Below are 18020 nucleotides of genomic sequence, written 5' to 3'. Positions count from 1 at the left end.
ATGCGCATGACCCGAGCCGCGTTCACGCTGCCCGCCTTCTTCCGTCTCTCCATCGCCCTGCTGCTCAGCGCAACAGGGCTTTCTGCTTTTGCGCAGGCCGCAGACGAGCCCCCGCCCCCGCCGGAGCAGGCGGTCAGCGCGCCGCCGCCGGTGCAGCCGCCGCGCACGGACGGCAGGCAACGCCCCCTGACGAAGCCCATCACCCCAAGCGCGCTCAGCGTGCCGCCCGCCAGTTGGCGCGAGCTGTCGGCGAAGCAGCAAGCGCTGCTGGCGCCGCTGGAGCGGGACTGGCCCGAGATCTCCGACACGCAGCGCAGCAAGTGGCTCAGCGCCACGCCCACGCTGGCGACGATGTCCGGCGAGGAAATCAAGCGCGTGCATGACCGCATCCGTGACTGGACGATGCTCAGCGGTTCGGAGCGGCTGAACGCCCGCATCAGCTTTCAGGTGTCCAGGCAGCTGACGCCCGAACAGCGGCAGGCGCGCTGGGAGGCCTACCAGGCATTGCCCGCCGAGGAGCGGCGCGTGCTCGCCGAGAAAGCCATGGCCCGGCGCCAGGCGCTGGCCGAAGCGCCCGCGCGGGCCGCCAGGCCCCGCGTGACGCCGCGCGCTTCCGACGCCCCGCCCACGCCGACCGTGGTCACGCCGGCGCTGGTGACCAGCATCCTGGTTCAGGCCAAGCCTGGCGCAACCACGGTGCTGATCACGCGCGATCTGGCCCAGCCCGCGCATCTGAGAAACCCGCCACCCCGGCTGGTCGACCCCAGTCTGCTGGACCCGCACACGCTGCTGCCGCTGAAGAAGACGCCAGCTGCGTCCGCGCCGCGTCGATGAACGCCACCGCCCCGATGCCCGCGCCGCCCGCGGGCCTGGCGCGGCGCTTTGCCGCCTTCGTCTACGAAGGCGTGCTGCTGTTCGCGGTGCTGTTCTTTGCCTGCTTCCTCTACGTGGTGCTGACGCGCCAGAAGGATGCGCTGTTCGGCCTGCCGGGCTATGTATTCGCCTTCGCGGTGCCGGCCGCTTACTTCCTGTATTTCTGGACCCGCACCGGCCAGACGCTGGCGCTGAAGACCTGGCACCTGCGCGTGGTGGACCGTCACGGCCAGCCCCTGCGGCTGGGCCGCGCGCTGGCGCGCTATGTGTTCAGCTGGCTGTGGGTGCTGCCGGGCCTCAGCCTGTGGATGGTCGGCCTGCGTGGCGGACTGCTGGCGGCCGGCCTGGCAGGCTGGATGCTGATCTATCTGCTGACGGCACGCCTGCATCCGCAAAGACAATTGCCGCACGACCTCCTCGCCGGGTCGCGCGTCATCACCCAGTTGCCACAGCGCCCATGACCAACCCCCACAAGGGCCGCACCGGCCTGGATCGCGTCATCCACGCCGCGGGCTACTCATGGGCCGGGCTGAAGGCCGCCTACACCGGCGAAAGCGCCTTCCGGCAGGAAACCTGGCTGTGCGTCGTCGGCGCGCCGCTGGCATTCTGGGTAGGCCAGGGCTGGGTGCAGATCGCGCTGCTGCTGGGCTCGCTGGTGTTGCTGCTGATCGTCGAGCTGCTGAACTCGGCGATCGAGGCGGTGGTGGACCGCGTCTCCTTCGAGCGGCATGAGCTGTCCAAGCGTGCCAAGGACATCGCCAGCGCCGCCGTACTGATGGCGCTGCTGCTGACCGCGGGCATCTGGGGTGCTGCCGTATGGCAGCACCTGCGCTGAGACGCCGCCATCGGGCCGAGCGCCGGGCCGCTCCCAAGCCGGCCCATAGGGCGATGTGCTCGCGGCTCGATGCCGCGAGCATCGCCGCCCCCTCGGGAGCCCGATCAGTTGCGCAGCGGTCAGCGCGCGCAACTGGGCGAGGGGCACATCAGACCGCGGCTTCGTCCGTCTCGCCGGTGCGGATGCGCACGACTTGCTCGACCGTCTGCACGAAGATTTTGCCGTCGCCGATCTTGCCGGTCTTGGCGGCTTTCAGGATGGCGTCTATGCAGCGGTCCACCTCGTCGTCCTTCACGACCACCTCCACCTTGACCTTGGGCAGGAAGTCGACGACGTATTCGGCGCCACGATACAGCTCAGTGTGGCCCTTCTGGCGGCCGAAGCCCTTGACCTCCGTGACCGTCAGGCCCGAGGCGCCCACTTCGGCCAGTGCCTCGCGGACCTCGTCGAGCTTGAAGGGTTTGATGATGGCGGTGATTTGCTTCATGGCGCGAGGCTCCTGGTTCCGTTTGGCGTCGATTTAAGCACGTTCGTCCGGCACCCGGTCGAGGTCGGCGAGCCACACGATGGCCTCGGAATCACTGGGCGCGCGCCAGTCGCCACGCGGTGACAACGAGCCGCCGCTGCCGACCTTGGGCGCGTTCGGCACGCAGCTGCGCTTGAACTGGCTGCCCTTGAAGAAACGCTGCACGAAGATGCGCAGCACGCGCTTGATCTCCGCGAGTGAATACACGTCGCTCCACGCATGGCGGGCCAGGAAGGCGATCTTGGCCGGCGCGTAGCCATGACGCAGCGTGTAGAACAGGTTGAAGTCCTGCAACGCGTAGGTGCCGACGGTCGCCTCGGTGCTCTGCAGGCTACCCGGGATCAGCTCGGGGCTGATCTCGGTGTCGAGGATGTCCAGCAGCACCTGCGTATCGGTGCTCTCACCCAGTTGATGGGTCTCGGCCACCCAGCGCACCAGATGCTGGATCAGCGTCTTGGGCACGCTGGCGTTCACGTTGTAGTGCGACATGTGGTCGCCCACGCCGTAAGTGCACCAGCCCAGCGCCAGTTCGGACAGGTCGCCCGTGCCCAGCACCAGCCCGCCCGACAGGTTGGCCAGGCGGAACAAATGGCTGGTGCGCTCGCCGGCCTGCACGTTCTCGAAGGTGACGTCGTAGACCGGTTGCTCGTCGCGGTGCGGGTGGCCGATGTCCCGCAGCATCTGCTTGCAACTGGGCCGGATGTCGATCTCTCGCGCGTCGCAACCCACGGCGGCCATCAGCCGCTGCGCCTGCTGGCGGGTGCGCTCGCCGGTGGCGAAGCCCGGCATGGTCACGCCGATGATGTTCGTGCGCGGCAGGCCCAGCGCGTCCATCGCGCGGGCTGCGACGAGCAGCGCATGCGTGGAATCGAGACCGCCCGAGATGCCGACGACGAGCTTGTGGATGCCGCTGGACGCCAGCCGCTGCGTCAGGCCCTGAACCTGGATGTTGTAGACCTCCTCACAGCGCTCGTCGCGGCGACTGAGGTCCGCCGGCACGTAGGGGAAGCGCTCGACGCGGCGGCGCAGCGCGAGTGGCTGGCCGCGGTCCAGGCCCAGTTGGAAGCCCACGTGCCGAAATGCACTCACATAGGCAGCGTGCATCCGCACGGAGTCGCCGAAGCTCGTCTGCCGCATGCGCTCGCGGGCCAGGCGCTCCAGGTCCACGTCCGCAGTGACGAGTTGCGACCGGCGCTGGAAGCGCTCGGACTCGACGAGCAGCTCGCCGTTCTCGCTGATGAGGGCCTGCCCGTCCCAGGCCAGGTCGGTCGTCGACTCGCCAGCGCCCGCCGATGAATAGACATAGGCCGCCAGGCAGCGCGCCGACTGCTGCGACACCAGCTGGCGTCGGTAGCCGGCCTTGCCGATGACGACGTTGGATGCCGACAGGTTGACCAGCACGGTGGCCCCGGCCAGCGCAGCGAACGACGAGGGCGGGATCGGCGTCCACACGTCTTCGCAAATCTCGACGTGCAGGCGCAGCAGCGGCAGGTCGTCGGCCGTGAAGACCTGGTGGCTGCCGAACGGCACGCGCTGGCCCAGCAACGTGACCGTGTCGACGGTCGCCTCCTCGCCCGAGCAGAACTGGCGCGCCTCGTAGAACTCGCCGTAGTTCGGCAAAAAGGTCTTGGGCACGACGCCCAGGAACCGACCGCGCAGCAGCACCACGGCGCAGTTGAACAGGCGCTGCTCGACGCGCAGCGGCAAGCCCACGATGGCGACGATGGGCAGGTCTTGCGTCGCCGCCCCCACGGTGGCGAGCGCCACCTCGCAAGCATCCAGCAGCGCACGCTGGTGGAACAGGTCATCGCAGCTGTAGGCGGACAGGCCCAGCTCCGGAAACGCCACGACGGCGGCACCCTCGGCCGCCGCCTGCTTCAGCAACGCGATCGTCTGCTCGGCATTGAACGCCGGATCGGCGACGCGGCACATCGGCACGCCCACGGCGAGGCGGGCGAAATCATGGCTGTAGAGGTTGTCGAAACGCATGGGGCAGCATCCTGCCATCAAGCGGCGCCGCGCGCGGCGCGCCGGGCACACGGCCCGACGTTTTTCAATGAGAAGCCCTGGCCTTTCGGCGTGAATGCCCAATGCCTTTCCAATACACGCCATGCCCCTCCTCCGCGTCGACGATTCGCCCGCTGCGCTGCCCCGCGAGGCGTGGAACCGCTTGCTGGCCGCGTCGCCCCAGCCCACGCCCTTCATGCGCCACGAGTACCTGCAGGCTCTGCACGACTCGGGCTCGGCCACGGCCGACACCGGCTGGCAACCGATGTTCCTGGGCGTGTGGGACGAGGACCGGCTGCTGGCGGCCTGCCCGGCCTGGCTGAAGTCGCACAGCTACGGCGAGTACGTGTTCGACTGGGCCTGGGCCGACGCCTACCGCCGCCACGGCCTGAGCTACTACCCCAAGCTGCTGGTGGCCGTGCCGTTCACGCCGGTGCCGGGCAGCCGTCTGCTGGCCGTGGACGATGACGCGCGAGCGATGCTGTCCCAGGCGCTGCGCGCGCTGGCGAGGGAGACCGGGGCGTCGTCGCTGCATGTGCTGTTCGGCGACGCGGCCGACCAGGCCGCGCTGGCCGACGCTGGCTGCACGGCGCGATCCGGCGTGCAGTTCCACTGGACGGCCGAGGGCGACGTGGACTTCGCCGGCTTCCTGGCACGGCTGCAGCGCGACAAGCGCAAGAAGATCCAGCAGGAGCAGCGCCGCGTGCGCGAGGCGGGCGTCGTCTTCGAAGCGCGCCAAGGCCGCGACATCACGCCGGATGACTGGGACTACTTCTACCGCTGCTACCAGCAGACCTACCGCGAACACCACAGCACGCCCTACCTGAGCCGTGACTTCTTCGCGCGCATGGCCGCCGACATGCCCGAGCACTGGCTGATGTTCACCGCGCGATGTGGCGACGATCGCGTGGCCACATCGCTGATCGCGCTGGACCCCGAACGCCGTGCCGCCTTTGGCCGCTACTGGGGAGCGACCGCGCACGTCCCCCACCTGCACTTCGACGCCTGCTACTACCAGCCGCTGGCCTGGTGCATCGCCCACGGCTACCAGCGCTTCGAAGGCGGTGCGCAAGGCGAACACAAGATGGCGCGCGGGCTGATGCCCACCCCCACCGCGTCCAGCCACTGGCTGGCGCATCCAGCGTTCTCCGATGCAGTGAACGACTTCCTCGCGCGAGAGGGCGAGGCCATGACGGGCTATCTGAGCGAACTCAACGAACACGCGCCCTACAAAGTCACGTAATCGGACTGGCGCAAGCAAAAGACGCCGCAGATGCGGCGTCTTCGTGAGCAGGGCGGAAGGCCGCTTACTTCTGGGCGGCGAGGTAGTTCGCCATGCCTTCGGAGATTTCCGACTTGGCCTTCTCCGGGCCTTCCCAGCCCTTGACCTTGACCCACTTGTTGGGCTCCAGGTCCTTGTAGTGCTCGAAGAAATGCTGGATGGCCTTCAGGCGCATCTGGTTCACGTCCTCGATCTTTTCCCAGTGGCTGTACATGGGCAGGATCTTGTTGGTGGGCACAGCCAGCAGCTTGGCGTCGCCCCCCGCTTCGTCGTCCATCATCAGCACGCCCAGCGGACGGCAAGTCACGACGACGCCGGGCGACAGCGCGAACGGCGTGATGACCAGCACGTCCACCGGGTCGCCGTCGTCAGCCAGCGTCTTGGGGATGTACCCGTAGTTGCACGGGTAGTACATCGGCGTGGTCAGGAAGCGATCCACGAACAGCGCGCCGCTGTCCTTGTCGACCTCGTACTTGATCGGGTCGGCATTCATCGGGATCTCGATGATGACGTTGAACTCGTCGGGCGCCTTGGCGCCGGGGGACACGTTGTGCAGGCTCATGGTCGTCGTTCTTAGGGGCTGGAAAACCCGCATTCTAGGTTTGCTGGTAAACGCTGCCCTGACACGACGAGGCCCGCACTTAAGCTCCGCCGCGAATGCCCCGTACCGGGGGGTAACCGGTTCACACGCTAAAGAGGAGACGTATACATGTCGACGGAAATGGCGCTGTATTTCGCGCTGGCTTGTGGCCTCGCGGCCGTTGTTTACGGGTTCATCCAGCGCAGCTGGATCCTGAGCCAGGACGCGGGCAATGCCCGCATGCAGGAAATCGCACTGGCGATCCAGCAAGGCGCGGCGGCCTACCTGGGCCGGCAGTACCGCACCATCGCCATCGTGGGCGTCGTGCTGGCCATCGCCATCGCGGTGGTGCCGGGCCTGGGCATCACGACAGCCGTGGGCTTCGTCATCGGCGCGGTGCTGTCGGGCATCTGCGGCTTCATCGGCATGAACATCTCGGTGCGTGCCAACGTGCGCACCGCGCAGGCCGCGACGAAAGGCATCGGCCCGGCGCTGGACGTGGCCTTCAAGGGCGGCGCCATCACCGGCATGCTGGTCGTGGGCCTGGGCCTGCTGGGCGTGGGCGGCTTCTACCTCGCCATCGGCGGCGGACATGACAGCGCGGCGCTGAAGCCCATGCTGGGCCTGGCCTTCGGCTCGTCGTTGATCTCCATCTTCGCCCGCCTGGGCGGCGGCATCTTCACCAAGGGCGCCGACGTGGGTGCCGACCTGGTGGGCAAGGTGGAGGCTGGCATCCCCGAGGACGACCCGCGCAACCCGGCGGTGATTGCCGACAACGTGGGCGACAACGTCGGCGACTGCGCCGGCATGGCCGCCGACCTGTTCGAGACCTACGCGGTGACGCTGATCGCCGCGATGGCGCTGGGCGCGTTGATGGTAATCGGCGACTCGGCCGCGGCCGGTGTCATCTACCCGCTCGCACTCGGCGGCGTCTCCATCATTGCCTCCATCATCGGCTGCCTGTTCGTCAAGGCCAGCGACGGCATGAAGAACGTGATGCCGGCGCTGTACAAGGGCCTGATCGTGGCCGGCGTGCTGAGCCTGATCGCGTTCTTCTTCGTGACGCGTGCGATGTTCCCCGGCGAGGTGCAACTGGCCGGCGGCGCGACCACCAGCGCGATGGCGCTGTTCGGCGCCTGCACGGTGGGCCTGGTGCTGACGGCGGCGATGGTCTGGATCACCGAGTACTACACCGGCACGCAGTACCACCCGGTGCAGCACGTCGCGCAGGCCTCCACCACCGGCCACGGCACGAACGTCATCGCGGGCCTGGGCGTGTCGATGAAGTCGACCGCCTGGCCGGTGCTGTTCGTCTGTGCGGCCATCTGGTCGGCTTACGCGCTGGCGGGGCTGTACGGCATCGCCGTCGCGGCCACCAGCATGCTGAGCATGGCCGGCATCGTCGTCGCGCTGGACGCCTACGGCCCCATCACCGACAACGCCGGCGGCATCGCCGAAATGGCCGAACTGCCCGCGGCCGTGCGTGACGTCACCGACCCGCTGGATGCCGTGGGCAACACCACCAAGGCCGTCACCAAAGGCTACGCCATCGGCTCCGCCGGCCTGGCCGCGCTGGTGCTGTTTGCCGACTACACGCATGCGCTGGAAGCGCGCGGCATGCACGTCGTGTTCGACCTGTCGGACCACAAGGTCATCCTGGGACTGTTCCTCGGGGGGCTGATTCCCTACCTGTTCGGTGCCATGGCCATGGAGGCGGTGGGCCGCGCGGCGGGTGCCGTCGTCGTGGAGGTGCGCAAGCAGTTCGCCGACGGCGCCATCATGGCTGGCCAGCGCAAGCCGGACTACAGCGCCGCGGTCGACATGCTGACCACGGCCGCCATCAAGGAAATGATCGTGCCGTCGCTACTGCCGGTCGTCGCGCCCATCATCGTGGGCCTGGTGCTGGGCCCGGCGGCGCTGGGCGGCCTGCTGATGGGCACCATCGTCACGGGCCTCTTCGTCGGCATCTCCATGTGCACCGGCGGCGGCGCCTGGGACAACGCCAAGAAGCTCATCGAAGAAGGCTTCAAGGACGACAAGGGCGTGGTGCACCGCAAGGGCGGCGAGGCGCACAAAGCCGCCGTCACCGGCGACACCGTGGGCGATCCGTACAAGGACACAGCCGGCCCGGCCGTGAACCCGTTGATCAAGATCATCAACATCGTCGCGCTGCTGATCGTGCCCATTCTGCCGATGAGTGCCGGCAGCCAGGCGCCCTCGCCCACGCAGGCGGCGGCTCCGGCTGTCACCGCCGCAGCCGAGCCGGTGGCGTCGGCGGCCAGCCTGGCCGAGCTGCCGGCCTCCGCGGCATCGCAGTAAAGCCTGGTAAACACCGGTCAGACGGCCCGCTCGCGGGCCGTTTTTCATGGGCGGTCACGGCAGAATGACGGCCATGGCGAGCATGGAAGTCACACGGCACGAAATGACGCGGCGGCGCGAGCAACTGCAGGACCTGCAGCGCTACCTGGCCGCGCTGGAGGCCGACCACGACGGCATTCGCGCCAAGCTGCTGGGCTTTCGCCTGCGCTACCTGGAGGCGTTAGGCTCGCTGATGCGCGAGCTGGACGAGCTGGAGGCCCAGCTGCTGCAGGCCACCACGCTGCTGTCAGACGCACTGAAGCGTCAGGGCGTGGACGCCCCCATGCCGGCCGCCCCGCGCGCCAAGGCCTGGCCCGACGTGCCCGCCCTGCCCGCCGCCACGCCGCTGCCGCCTGAGCCCACCGGCCCGACGATGGACCTGCCGCCGCCCACGCTGAAGACGCTGTACCGTCGCGCGGCCAAGCGCTTCCACCCCGACCTGGCGCCGCCCGGCCCGGACCGCGAGGTCTGCGAGCAGCGCATGATGGCCGTCAACGAGGCCTACGAGAACGGCGAGCGCAGCAAGCTGGAAAGCCTGCTGCTGGCCGCGGGCGAACTGCCCGAGAAGGTCATCGGCGGCCCCGCCGACGCAGTGCGCGCGTGGCTGGGCCTTTGCGAGCACCTGGTTCAGGGCCGCATCCGGGTCGTGCAGGCGCAGACGCTGATGATGCAGAACCTGCAGATGCACCAGCTGCGCGTCGCCATCGAACGCGCGGAGACCGGCGGCATGCGCCCGCTGGACATCATGGCGGCGCGGTTGCGCGCGCAGATCGCGGAGCGCCGCCAGGAGCTCTACATCGGCGAACGCGTGGGCGGCGATGCGAGGCTGGCGGCGGATTTCCTGCGCAAGCGGTATCAGCGGGTTACCGGGCTCGGTCTAGGCTGATACCACACGACCGGACGACGATTCAAACGTCCGCTTGCATCAGCCCCAGGCCGGACCTGCGGCTGATGCGCGCATGCTCAGACGTCGTTGTTCTTGATGATCGGGCCACCCGCCACTGCAGCGACTTCCGAAGGAGCCAGCAAACGCATTGCCGCACTTGCTCCGCCGGATGTCTCGCTTCGCTGCGAAGTAGGCTTCGTGACCATTGCAACCAATTGCTTGAACAAGTTCATTTAGGGCTGAGAGCGTGGGCGGCGATGCGAGGCTGACGGCGGCTTCTTTGAGGAAGCGGATCAGACGCTGACGGGCCTCGGGCTGAGCTGAGGCCCGGTTGATCAGGCATCGTTGTTCCGGATAACCGGATCCGCGCTCGAAAAGAGTTGCGTCGTCGTGCCCTGGCTGGAGAAGATCAGGAGTACGCCCTGGGTGATGACCTCGGTTCGAGGCATGGGAATGGAAACCTGATTGAAGGTAGCAGGCAGGAAGCTGGGGTCGACGATGGTGGTATCCACACGATCAGCCACCGCCCCGACCAGCAGCCAGTTCGCGGCGGAGGGTGCGTGTACAAATACGGCTTCACCGGCCGACTGGGGAATGGACAGTGGAGGCTTGACCTTGTACTTGCAGTCGAAGTCGGTGAAGAAGGTGCACTTCGCTCGCTGTGGGTCATCCTTGTCTGGCACGGCCTTGACGTAGAAGATGTTGGTTGGTTGGGTTTTCGTGGCCATCAATGGACTCCTGGTTCAGTGGTGAGGGGAAGGGGTAAAAGTTGAGCTTGGGTGTCAAGCCACTGTTGCAGCGACGACGCCTCGGTCGGTCGTTGCAAACACCGTTGAAGGTCAGCCGCGATCCGAGTCAAGCCTGCATGCACGCGCATCAGCGACATCAAAGGAGCGGATTCCAAGGTCTCCAGCAGCTTCTCGCAACGCTGGCGACGAAGCGTCAGGTCCTCGGTCAGGTCGGCGGCGTGCAACAACGACAACTGAAGCAACGCGGTCGCTGTTCTGAGGTCAGTGGGAGCCTTTGCCCTGTCAGCTTGCATCAGCATTAGCGGCTGCTCCACACTCGCCAGCGCGGCGGCCCTGTCGCCCTGAGCAAGAAGCGCACGGGCATGCAACCCTACAAGCTCTGCTCGCAAAGGATGCCATCGCGGCGCCGGCGTCCTTCCCGACTCCAGCGCCGCCAGGCGACTTAACAACTCGCCTGTGCTTCGAGATGTCGGGACCGGGCCGCTGCCCAGTCGCGTGACCTCCCCGCGGATCAAGCTGAACGCCCAAGTGCGGTTGCGCGGATCGAGATGGGTCAATGCCCGAAAGGCTCGCACGGACTGGGCGGCGAAGCCCCGCGCCTCGTCGAACCGCCCAACCCGCGCGAGCACGTCGGCCAAAGCGCGCGCGTTGTCGCCCAGATCCTCTTGCCAAGCCTGATCCGCAGGATGCCGGGCCAACAGGGTTTCAGCATGAGCAAGAGCGCGGCGGAACACCAACTCAGCGTGTGCATGCCGTCCCCGCTGGACCAGAGTGGAGCCGAGCCAGCTCAAGGAAACCGCCCATTCTGATCGTAGATTGGCATCGTCCTGCCGCTGCAGCAACACCTTTTCCATGACGGTGGTCGCCTGCTCGAACCGCACCTGTGCATCCGCCAGTTGCCCCTGGTCCAGCATCAGCGTGCCCAGGTTGTTGTCCGCGTAAGCCAACTCCACCTGAGCATCAAGGCTGACGGGATCAGCCATCACCCACTTCTGGCTGACCTCCCGGTACCGCCCCAGAGCCTCAGCGGCAGGCCCAAACCGACGCTGCGTGTACGCCACATGCCCCAGCCAGAACGCCGCCTGCCCTTGCGCTTTGCGCCAATCCGCCAGCATCTCTGGCCTGGGCGGATCGCCCTGCAGCAGCGCGTTCGCCGCCGTCAGCGGTTCGACCGCAGCATCCAGCTCGCGCTTGGACACGCGCACCTCGCCGATGACCGTCAGCGCCTTGGCGCGCTGCAGCCGCGCGACCGGGCCGGCGTGCGGATCTTCGGCCAGGAAGTCCAGCGACTTGGTGCCGACGTTGTCCAACAATTCCAGCCGACCGATGGGCCGCAGCTTGTCGGCAAAGTCGCCCAGCATGTAGCTCAGCAAATCCTCCGCCTGCTGGCGCCGCGCCTGCGCCTGCCGCTCGGCCTGCGCCGCACGCTGCGCCTGCAGCACGCTGGTCGCCGTCAGGCTCACCAACGCCAGGATGGCCAGCGAGCCTGCCGCCACCGCCAGCCGGTGCCTTCGCACGAAGCGCCCCAGCACATACAGCCGGCTGTCCGGCCGCGCACGGATGGGCTCGTGGTCCAGCCAGCGCTGCAGGTCCTCGGCCAGCGCCTGTGCGTTGGCGTAGCGCTCGGCCGGCGCCTTCTTCAGCGCCTTGGCGACAATGGTGTCCAGGTCGCCGCGCAGTTGCCGGGCCTGGTCGGCAACGACGGTGTCAGCCTGGTCGGCGGCAACGTCTGACAGTCGCTTGGGCACCAGCTCGACGACAGCCTTCAGCCGGTCCAGCTGGGTCTGCGTGTCGTCCGCCGTCGGGTGGTGGCCGCCCAGCAGCAGGTACAGCAGCACGCCCAGCGCGTAGACGTCGGTGGCGGTCGTCACGTCGGCCTGCTGCACCTGCTCGGGCGCGGCGAACTGCGGCGTGAAGGCGCTGCCGGCGCGCTGCGTCAGCTCGGTGGCGGCCGCGCCCTGGCTGGCCTGCGTGGCATCGGCCAGCAGCTTGGCGATGCCGAAGTCCAGCAGCTTCACGTCGCCGTCGGCCGTCACGAGGATGTTGCTGGGCTTCAGGTCACGGTGCAGGATCAGCCGCGCGTGCGCGTGCGCCACGGCGCCGAGCACGTCCAGGAACAGGCGCACGCGCGCCTCGATGCCCAGCTGGTGCTCGCGGCAGTAGACGTCGATGGGCTGGCCGTCGACGTACTCCAGCACCAGGTAGGGCTGGCTGGCCTGGTGCACGCCAGCGTCCAGCAGCCGCGCGATGTGCGGGTGCGACAGGCGCGCCAGGATCTCGCCCTCGCGCGCGAAACGACCCGCGTCGCCGCGGCCCAGCAGTCCGGACATCAGGAACTTGACCGCGACATGACCCTCGAAGCGGCCGTCGGCACGGCGCGCCAGCCACACGCTGCCCATGCCGCCCTGCCCCAGCTGGCGCTCCAGCGTGTAGGGGCCGATGGACTGGCCGGCGAAATCGGTGGCCGACGCCGGGTCGCCGGGCAGCGCGGCCAGCGCCTCGTCCCATTGGGCGACGACCGGCTGGCTCAGGAAGCACTGCTGTTCCAGGTCTTGCGCACGCGCCAGCAGGCGCTGCAGGTCGGCGGCGGTGTCGGGGTCGTCGGCCTGCAGCTGAGCCAGCCGCTGCTGCCGCGCGTCGGGCTCCAGGTCCAGCAACTCGTCGAGCAACGGGCTCAGGGCCAACCAGCGCTGCTTGTCCAGCTCGTCCATCGTGCTAGCCCTGAAGCGCCATGGACAGGAACAGCCTGGCCTTCTGCCAGTCGCGCTGCACGGTGCGTTCGGTGACGCCCAGCGCCAGCGCGATCTCGGTCTCCAGCAGGCCGGCGAAATAGCGCATCTCCACCACCTGCGCCAGCCGCGGCTCCAGGCTGGCCAATTCGTCCAGCGCCTCGTGCACCCGCAGCACGGCCTCGTCGCCCTGCGGCGTCATGTCGGCAATGGCGGTGTTCAGTGTCAGGTGTTGCTGGCCGCCGCCGCGTCGCTCAGCCTGGCGCGCCCGCACCAGGTCGATGACGATGGAGCGCATGGCCTGGGCGGCATAGCCGAGGAAGTGGCGCCGATCCGGGAAATCCCTGCCCTGCTTGTCGCGCAGCCGCAGCCAGGCTTCGTGCACCAGGCCCGTGGTGTCCAGCAGCGTCAGGTCGCCGGCGCTGCGCATGTGGCGGTGAGCGATGCGGCGCAGGTCGGCGTACAGCTGCGCCACCACTTGGTCAGCGGCGCCGGTGTCGCCCGCCTGGGCGGCCTGCAGCAGTTGGGTGATGTCAGACACGCGCGCACTCTAGCGGCAGTTGACCCGCCGGCAGCGACGCCAAGTCGCCGGCAGGCTGACTGGCGAACAAAAAAAATGGAACGCGATGTCGGGTCCGGGCGCGGGGCTGCGTTCAGCTTGTTGAGGGACCTGCAGACGGCCCTCGTCAACGACCACCAGGAGATCCGCATGTCCGAGACCCAACGGCTGTCCGACGCGGCGCCGCCGGGCCACCGCCCCATCCCTTTCACCGACATCCTGCGGCTGGACTCGCCCCAGGCGCTGGGCCAGCAGGTGTCACGGCAGCTCCTGCGCTGCCGGCGCCAGAGCGCCCCGCTGTCGGTGATCTGGATAGAGGCGCAATTGCATGCGCGCGCCGGCAGCGACTGCCCGCAGGCCACGCGCGAGGCCATGATGCAGGCATTGAGCCGGCGCCTGCGCAACCGCGTGCGCGGCAGTGACGAGGTCATGCGGGTGGGCGAAGACGGCTTCGCCGTCGTGCTGCCGCTGGTGGGCCGTGTGGAGGCGGCCCTGGTGCAGGCCCGGCTGCTGCAGGCGCTGAAGGGCAGCTACGGCGTGGACGGCCTGCAGATGCACGCCGAACTGCACCTGGGCGCCGCCACCTTCCCGGACGCGGGCCACAGCGGCACCGAACTGGTCGAACACGCGCGCCACAGCTGCATGGCGGCCAGCACGATGGCACGGCTGGTTCAGACCTCCAGCCACTCCTTGCGGATGTAGGCATTGCCGCGCAGGTCGGCGGGCGTGCCTTCGAAGACGATGCGGCCGTGGCCCATCACGTAGCAGCGCTCGGAGATCTCCAGCGCGATGGCCAGCTTCTGCTCCACCAACAGCACGGCGATGCCGCGCCGCCGCAGCTCCTTCAAGTACTCGGCCACCAGCTCGACGATCTTGGGCGCCAGGCCCTCGGTGGGCTCGTCGATCATGATGAGGTCGGGGTCGCCCATCAGCGTGCGGCAGAGTGTGAGCATCTGCTGCTCGCCGCCGGACAGAACGCCGGCTTCCGTGTGCTGGCGCTCCTTGAGCCGCGGGAACATGCGGTACATGTCGTCGAAGCTCCAGCGCGGCTTCTTGTTGCGTGTCTTCTCGCCCAGCATCAGATTCTGGTGCACGGTGAGCTTCGGGAAGATGTCGCGGTTCTCGGGCACGTAGCCGATGCCCAGATGCGCGATCTCGTAGGCCTTGCGACCCACCAGCTCCTCGTCACCGAACTTCACCGAGCCCTTGGCGTCCACCTGGCCCATGATGGTCTTCACCATCGTCGAACGGCCAGCGCCGTTGCGGCCCAGCAGGCTGACGATCTCGCCCGGGTTCACCTGCAGGCTGACGCCGTGCAGCACGTGGCTCTTGCCGTAGAAGGCGTGGACGTTGTCCAGCTTGAGGATGCGTCCCTGGCTCATGCGTGCGCCTCCTGCCGGGCCGCCCCAAAGGCGGCGCGCGCCCCCTCGGAGGGCAGTGAACGAAGTGAACGTGGGGGCATCAATGAACCTCGGCGAGAACGGAGCCCAGATAGGCTTCCTGGACGCGCGCGTTCGCACGCACCGCGTCCGGCGTGTCGAAGGCGATGACCTCGCCGTACACCAGCACGGCGATCTTGTCGGCCAGGCCAAAGACGACGCCCATGTCGTGCTCCACGGTCAGCAACGTCTTGCCCACCGTCACGTCGCGGATCAGTTGGATGAACCGCTGGGTCTCGCTCTTGCTCATGCCGGCCGTGGGCTCGTCCAGCAGGATGACGCTGGAGCCGCCGGCGATGGTGATGCCGATCTCCAGCGCCCGCGCCTCGGCATAGGTGAGGTTCATTGCCAGCACGTCGCGGCGCTTGTCGAGCTTGATCATCTCCAGGATCTGTTCGGCGCGATCGTTGGCGTCGTCCAGGTCGGCCAGGAACTTCCAGAACGCATAGCGGTGGCCCAGGCTCCACAGCACGGCGCAGCGGATGTTCTCGAACACCGACAACCGCGTGAACAGGTTGGAGACCTGGAAGCTGCGCGACAAGCCCAGTCGGTTGATCTCGAAGGGCTTCTTGCCGTCGATGCGCTGGCCGTGCAGGTGGATCTCGCCCGAGGTCGGCGCAAAGCGCCCGCTGATCAGGTTGAACAGCGTGCTCTTGCCTGCGCCGTTGGGGCCGATGATGGCCACACGCTCACCGGCCTGCACGGCCAGGTTGGCGCCGCGGATGATCTCGCTCTTGCCGAAGCTCTTGCGCACGTCGCGCAACTCAAGCGCGAAGCTGCTCACAGCGCCTCCCGTCGTTTGATCTCTCTCTCGATCTCTTCCTGGATCTCGCCCCACTGGTGCACGTAGTGCCGGCGCGCCAGCTCGAACAGCGCGCTGCCCACGACGATCAGGAAGCCGGCACCGAACCACGCATCCAGGCCCGAGCTGTCCAGTGTCGCGCCCATGAAGCGCAGCTCCGGCCCCAGCGCCTCATTGAGCTGGCGGTGGTACAGCATCTCGATCATGGCCGCCGCACCGGCCAGCGCGGCCAGCGCGGCGCCGGCCAGGCCCAGGTAGGACGTCCAGATGCGGCCCAGCTTGCCAAAGGCCGCCACGCGCAGGTTCATCAGGATCAGGCTGGCGAAGCCACCCGGCGCATACATGACCATGAACAGGAAGAGCAGTCCCAGGTACAGCAGCCATGCCTTGGTCAGCTCCGACAGCAGCACGCTGCACAGCACCATCAGCACCGCGCCGATGATGGGGCCGAAGAAGAACATCGCGCCCCCCAGAAACGTGAACAGCAGGTAGGCCCCGGAGCGCGCCGCATGCAGCACGTCGCCGCCGTTGACGATTTCGGTGTTGATGGCACCCAGGCCACCTGCGATGCCGGCGAAGAAGCCGGAGATGACGAACACCAGGAAGCGCACCCAGTGCGTGTCGTAGCCGATGAACTCGACGCGCTCGGGGTTGTCGCGTACCGCGTTCAGCATGCGCCCCAACGGCGTGCGCGTCAGCGCAAACATCAGCGCCGTGCAGATGAAGCAGTACACCGCGACGAGGTAGTAGACCTGGATCTGCGGGCCGAACGTGATGCCTATGACCGGCTCGCCGATGACGCGGTTGCTGGACACGCCACCCTCGCCGCCCGAAAACTCCGGCAGCATCAGCGCCAGCGCGAACACCAGCTCGCCGATGCCCAGCGTGATCATTGCGAACGGCGTGCCGGCCTTCTTGGTCGACACATAGCCGAGGAACACCGCACACAGCATGCCGGCCAGGCCGCCGATCAACGGCACCAGGCTGACCGGGATGTCCAACGTACCGGCGCCGACCCTGTTCAGCGCGTGGATGGCCAGGAAGGCGCCCATGCCGCTGTAGACCGCGTGGCCGAAGCTCAGCATGCCCCCCTGGCCCAGCAGCATGTTGTAGGCCAAGCAGGCAATGATGCCGATGCCCATCTGCGTCAGCATGGTCTGCGCGAGGCCGCTGGTCCAGATGCGCGGTGCGACGAACAGGATGACGGCGAACAGACCCCAGACGATCCAGCGCCCGACGTTGAGCGGCTTGAAGTGGAATTCCTTGGCGCGGCTCATGTCAGTCTTCGCGGGTTCCAAGCAGGCCCTTGGGCCGGAAGATCAGGATCAGCACCATCAGCAGGTAGGGCAGGATGGGCGCGACCTCGGCCATCGTCAGGCGCAGCAGCGGGTAGCCCAGCGTGTCGGGCGTGACACCGGCGCCGAAGCGATTCAGCAGCGTCGCCAGCGAGCCGTTGATGGTCAGCGGCAGCGTCTGCAGCAGGCCCACGACGATGGAGCCCACGAAGGCGCCGGCCAGCGAGCCGATGCCGCCCACCACGACGACGACGAAGATGATGGCGCCGATGAAGGCCGCCATATTGGGCTCGGTCACGAAGGTGATGCCGCCCACCACTCCGGCCAGCCCGGCCAGCGCGCAGCCGCTGCCGAACACCAGCATCAGCACACGCGGCACGTTGTGACCCAGCGCCTCCACCATCTCGGGGTGGGTGAGGGACGCCTGGATGACCAGGCCCACGCGGGTGCGCGTCAGCAGCAGCCACAGCGCCACCAGCATCAGCAGCGCCACGGCCATCATGAAGACCTTGGTGAGCGGGAAGTTGGAGCACATCGCCCCCGCGCACATCTCGGGCGACGCCTTGCCCAGCGCCAGCGACAGGCCTTCGAGCGGATGCGAAATGATGGTGAAGGCGGATCCCTGCAGCTCCGGCGGCGGCGTGAACGGCACAGCCGTGCGGCCCCATATCAGCTGCACCAGTTCCAGGATCACGTAAGACGCGCCGAACGTGATCAGCAGCTCGGGCACATGGCCGAACTTGTGCACCCGGCGCAACGCCAGCCGTTCGAAGCCCGCGCCCAGCACGCCCACGGCCAGCGGCGCCAGGAGCAGCGCCGCCCAGAAGCCCACGATGCCGACGAGCGAGTAGGCGACATATGCGCCCACCATGTAGAAGCTGGCGTGCGCGAAATTCAGCACACCCATCATGCTGAAAATCAGCGTGAGGCCTGAGCTGAGCATGAACAGCAGCAGGCCGGACGACAGACCGTTCAGCAGGTTGATGAAGACTTGATCCAAAACCGCCCCTCAAGAAACCACGCGCCGGGCAGAGCCGGATTGCGTCGCGAGCGGACCCAGGTTGGGTCGAAGCGCGGAACCGCACCTACGTGCTGTGAGC

Annotated in this window: 18 protein-coding genes; 7 read left to right on the top strand and 11 right to left on the bottom strand. The window is 67.8% G+C overall.

All coding sequences use genetic code 11. The annotated features are described in order from the left end of the window. From ACG02S_RS12905 to ACG02S_RS12895, 3 genes are read left to right on the top strand one after another with little or no spacing between them, the layout of a single operon-like run. The gene (locus tag ACG02S_RS12905) at positions 1-834 is read left to right on the top strand and encodes a DUF3106 domain-containing protein (protein ID WP_394470868.1); all 834 of its coding nucleotides are present in this window, start codon (positions 1-3) and stop codon (positions 832-834) included. Beyond that, complete coding sequence (locus tag ACG02S_RS12900) at positions 831-1334, top strand: RDD family protein (protein ID WP_394470867.1); 504 nt, start codon at positions 831-833, stop codon at positions 1332-1334. Before ACG02S_RS12905 ends, ACG02S_RS12900 begins: the two co-directional genes overlap by 4 nt. After that, a complete protein-coding gene (locus ACG02S_RS12895; RefSeq protein WP_394470866.1) occupies positions 1331-1708 on the top strand; it encodes a diacylglycerol kinase in 378 nt (125 codons plus the stop codon). The genes ACG02S_RS12900 and ACG02S_RS12895 overlap by 4 nt, the downstream gene beginning before the upstream one ends. A 148-nt stretch (positions 1709-1856) precedes the next feature. Here ACG02S_RS12895 and ACG02S_RS12890 read toward each other — a convergent pair whose 3' ends face one another. Both ACG02S_RS12890 and ACG02S_RS12885 read right to left on the bottom strand, forming a co-directional pair. Further along, positions 1857-2195 (bottom strand): P-II family nitrogen regulator, encoded by a 339-nt coding sequence (locus tag ACG02S_RS12890; RefSeq protein WP_310324535.1) that lies wholly within the window; start codon positions 2193-2195, stop codon positions 1857-1859. Positions 2196-2228: 33 nt separating this feature from the next. After that, the gene (locus ACG02S_RS12885; RefSeq protein WP_394470865.1) at positions 2229-4223 is read right to left on the bottom strand and encodes an NAD(+) synthase; all 1995 of its coding nucleotides are present in this window, start codon (positions 4221-4223) and stop codon (positions 2229-2231) included. A gap of 121 nt (positions 4224-4344) precedes the next feature. Here ACG02S_RS12885 and ACG02S_RS12880 point away from each other — a divergent pair, with 121 nt between their 5' ends. Then, positions 4345-5484, top strand: a complete 1140-nt coding sequence (locus ACG02S_RS12880; RefSeq protein ID WP_394470864.1) for a GNAT family N-acetyltransferase — start codon at positions 4345-4347, stop codon at positions 5482-5484. A gap of 64 nt (positions 5485-5548) precedes the next feature. On the opposite strand, the gene ppa is transcribed toward ACG02S_RS12880, so the two are convergent. Then, positions 5549-6085, bottom strand: a complete 537-nt coding sequence (gene ppa / locus ACG02S_RS12875) for an inorganic diphosphatase (protein ID WP_394470863.1) — start codon at positions 6083-6085, stop codon at positions 5549-5551. 147 nt (positions 6086-6232) lie between these two features. Here ppa and ACG02S_RS12870 point away from each other — a divergent pair, with 147 nt between their 5' ends. Further along, positions 6233-8422, top strand: coding sequence for a sodium-translocating pyrophosphatase (locus ACG02S_RS12870; RefSeq protein ID WP_394470862.1), 2190 nt, complete (start codon positions 6233-6235; stop codon positions 8420-8422). 73 nt (positions 8423-8495) lie between these two features. Further along, positions 8496-9347: a J domain-containing protein gene (locus tag ACG02S_RS12865; RefSeq protein WP_394470861.1), complete on the top strand. Its 852-nt coding sequence runs from the start codon at positions 8496-8498 to the stop codon at positions 9345-9347. Positions 9348-9424: 77 nt separating this feature from the next. Here ACG02S_RS12865 and ACG02S_RS12860 read toward each other — a convergent pair whose 3' ends face one another. From ACG02S_RS12860 to ACG02S_RS12845, 4 genes are all read right to left on the bottom strand, one after another. Continuing rightward, positions 9425-9580, bottom strand: a complete 156-nt coding sequence (locus ACG02S_RS12860) for a hypothetical protein (protein ID WP_394470860.1) — start codon at positions 9578-9580, stop codon at positions 9425-9427. 102 nt (positions 9581-9682) lie between these two features. Beyond that, positions 9683-10075 (bottom strand): hypothetical protein, encoded by a 393-nt coding sequence (locus ACG02S_RS12855; protein ID WP_394470859.1) that lies wholly within the window; start codon positions 10073-10075, stop codon positions 9683-9685. Next, positions 10075-12807, bottom strand: coding sequence for a protein kinase domain-containing protein (locus tag ACG02S_RS12850; RefSeq protein WP_394470858.1), 2733 nt, complete (start codon positions 12805-12807; stop codon positions 10075-10077). The genes ACG02S_RS12855 and ACG02S_RS12850 overlap by 1 nt, the downstream gene beginning before the upstream one ends. A 4-nt stretch (positions 12808-12811) precedes the next feature. After that, positions 12812-13366 (bottom strand): ECF-type sigma factor, encoded by a 555-nt coding sequence (locus ACG02S_RS12845; RefSeq protein ID WP_394470857.1) that lies wholly within the window; start codon positions 13364-13366, stop codon positions 12812-12814. 168 nt (positions 13367-13534) lie between these two features. Between ACG02S_RS12845 and ACG02S_RS12840 the strand changes: the two genes are divergently transcribed. Then, positions 13535-14086 (top strand): diguanylate cyclase domain-containing protein, encoded by a 552-nt coding sequence (locus ACG02S_RS12840; RefSeq protein ID WP_394470856.1) that lies wholly within the window; start codon positions 13535-13537, stop codon positions 14084-14086. Here ACG02S_RS12840 and ACG02S_RS12835 read toward each other — a convergent pair. The 4 genes from ACG02S_RS12835 to ACG02S_RS12820 form a co-directional block, all read right to left on the bottom strand. Beyond that, complete coding sequence (locus ACG02S_RS12835; RefSeq protein ID WP_394471147.1) at positions 14056-14751, bottom strand: ABC transporter ATP-binding protein; 696 nt, start codon at positions 14749-14751, stop codon at positions 14056-14058. The genes ACG02S_RS12840 and ACG02S_RS12835 overlap by 31 nt on opposite strands. 94 nt (positions 14752-14845) lie before the next feature. Continuing rightward, positions 14846-15607 carry an ABC transporter ATP-binding protein gene (locus tag ACG02S_RS12830; protein WP_394470855.1) on the bottom strand — a complete coding sequence of 254 codons (762 nt, stop codon included), beginning with the start codon at positions 15605-15607 and terminating at the stop codon, positions 14846-14848. Further along, the gene (locus ACG02S_RS12825) at positions 15604-16902 is read right to left on the bottom strand and encodes a branched-chain amino acid ABC transporter permease (protein ID WP_394470854.1); all 1299 of its coding nucleotides are present in this window, start codon (positions 16900-16902) and stop codon (positions 15604-15606) included. Before ACG02S_RS12825 ends, ACG02S_RS12830 begins: the two co-directional genes overlap by 4 nt. 1 nt (position 16903) lies before the next feature. After that, a complete protein-coding gene (locus ACG02S_RS12820; RefSeq protein ID WP_394471146.1) occupies positions 16904-17863 on the bottom strand; it encodes a branched-chain amino acid ABC transporter permease in 960 nt (319 codons plus the stop codon). Between the last annotated feature and the right edge of the window lie 157 nt (positions 17864-18020).

Source organism: Pelomonas dachongensis (genome assembly GCF_043555865.1).
Taxonomy (GTDB): Bacteria; Pseudomonadota; Gammaproteobacteria; order Burkholderiales; family Burkholderiaceae_C; genus Pelomonas; species Pelomonas dachongensis.
This window is presented reverse-complemented; position numbering and strand designations above follow the sequence as displayed.

What these genes read in the sequence shown, in the direction of transcription:
- ACG02S_RS12865 (WP_394470861.1), top strand. Translation starts at nt 8,496, where the DNA reads ATGGCGAGCATGGAAGTCACACGGCACGAAATGACGCGGCGGCGCGAG.
- ACG02S_RS12900 (WP_394470867.1), top strand. Translation starts at nt 831, where the DNA reads ATGAACGCCACCGCCCCGATGCCCGCGCCGCCCGCGGGCCTGGCGCGG.
- ACG02S_RS12855 (WP_394470859.1), bottom strand. Translation starts at nt 10,075, where the DNA reads ATGGCCACGAAAACCCAACCAACCAACATCTTCTACGTCAAGGCCGTG.
- ACG02S_RS12885 (WP_394470865.1), bottom strand. Translation starts at nt 4,223, where the DNA reads ATGCGTTTCGACAACCTCTACAGCCATGATTTCGCCCGCCTCGCCGTG.
- ACG02S_RS12895 (WP_394470866.1), top strand. Translation starts at nt 1,331, where the DNA reads ATGACCAACCCCCACAAGGGCCGCACCGGCCTGGATCGCGTCATCCAC.
- ACG02S_RS12905 (WP_394470868.1), top strand. Translation starts at nt 1, where the DNA reads ATGCGCATGACCCGAGCCGCGTTCACGCTGCCCGCCTTCTTCCGTCTC.
- ACG02S_RS12890 (WP_310324535.1), bottom strand. Translation starts at nt 2,195, where the DNA reads ATGAAGCAAATCACCGCCATCATCAAACCCTTCAAGCTCGACGAGGTC.
- ACG02S_RS12860 (WP_394470860.1), bottom strand. Translation starts at nt 9,580, where the DNA reads ATGAACTTGTTCAAGCAATTGGTTGCAATGGTCACGAAGCCTACTTCG.
- ACG02S_RS12840 (WP_394470856.1), top strand. Translation starts at nt 13,535, where the DNA reads ATGTCCGAGACCCAACGGCTGTCCGACGCGGCGCCGCCGGGCCACCGC.
- ACG02S_RS12870 (WP_394470862.1), top strand. Translation starts at nt 6,233, where the DNA reads ATGTCGACGGAAATGGCGCTGTATTTCGCGCTGGCTTGTGGCCTCGCG.
- ACG02S_RS12850 (WP_394470858.1), bottom strand. Translation starts at nt 12,807, where the DNA reads ATGGACGAGCTGGACAAGCAGCGCTGGTTGGCCCTGAGCCCGTTGCTC.
- ACG02S_RS12820 (WP_394471146.1), bottom strand. Translation starts at nt 17,863, where the DNA reads ATGCTCAGCTCAGGCCTCACGCTGATTTTCAGCATGATGGGTGTGCTG.
- ACG02S_RS12825 (WP_394470854.1), bottom strand. Translation starts at nt 16,902, where the DNA reads ATGAGCCGCGCCAAGGAATTCCACTTCAAGCCGCTCAACGTCGGGCGC.
- ppa (WP_394470863.1), bottom strand. Translation starts at nt 6,085, where the DNA reads ATGAGCCTGCACAACGTGTCCCCCGGCGCCAAGGCGCCCGACGAGTTC.
- ACG02S_RS12880 (WP_394470864.1), top strand. Translation starts at nt 4,345, where the DNA reads ATGCCCCTCCTCCGCGTCGACGATTCGCCCGCTGCGCTGCCCCGCGAG.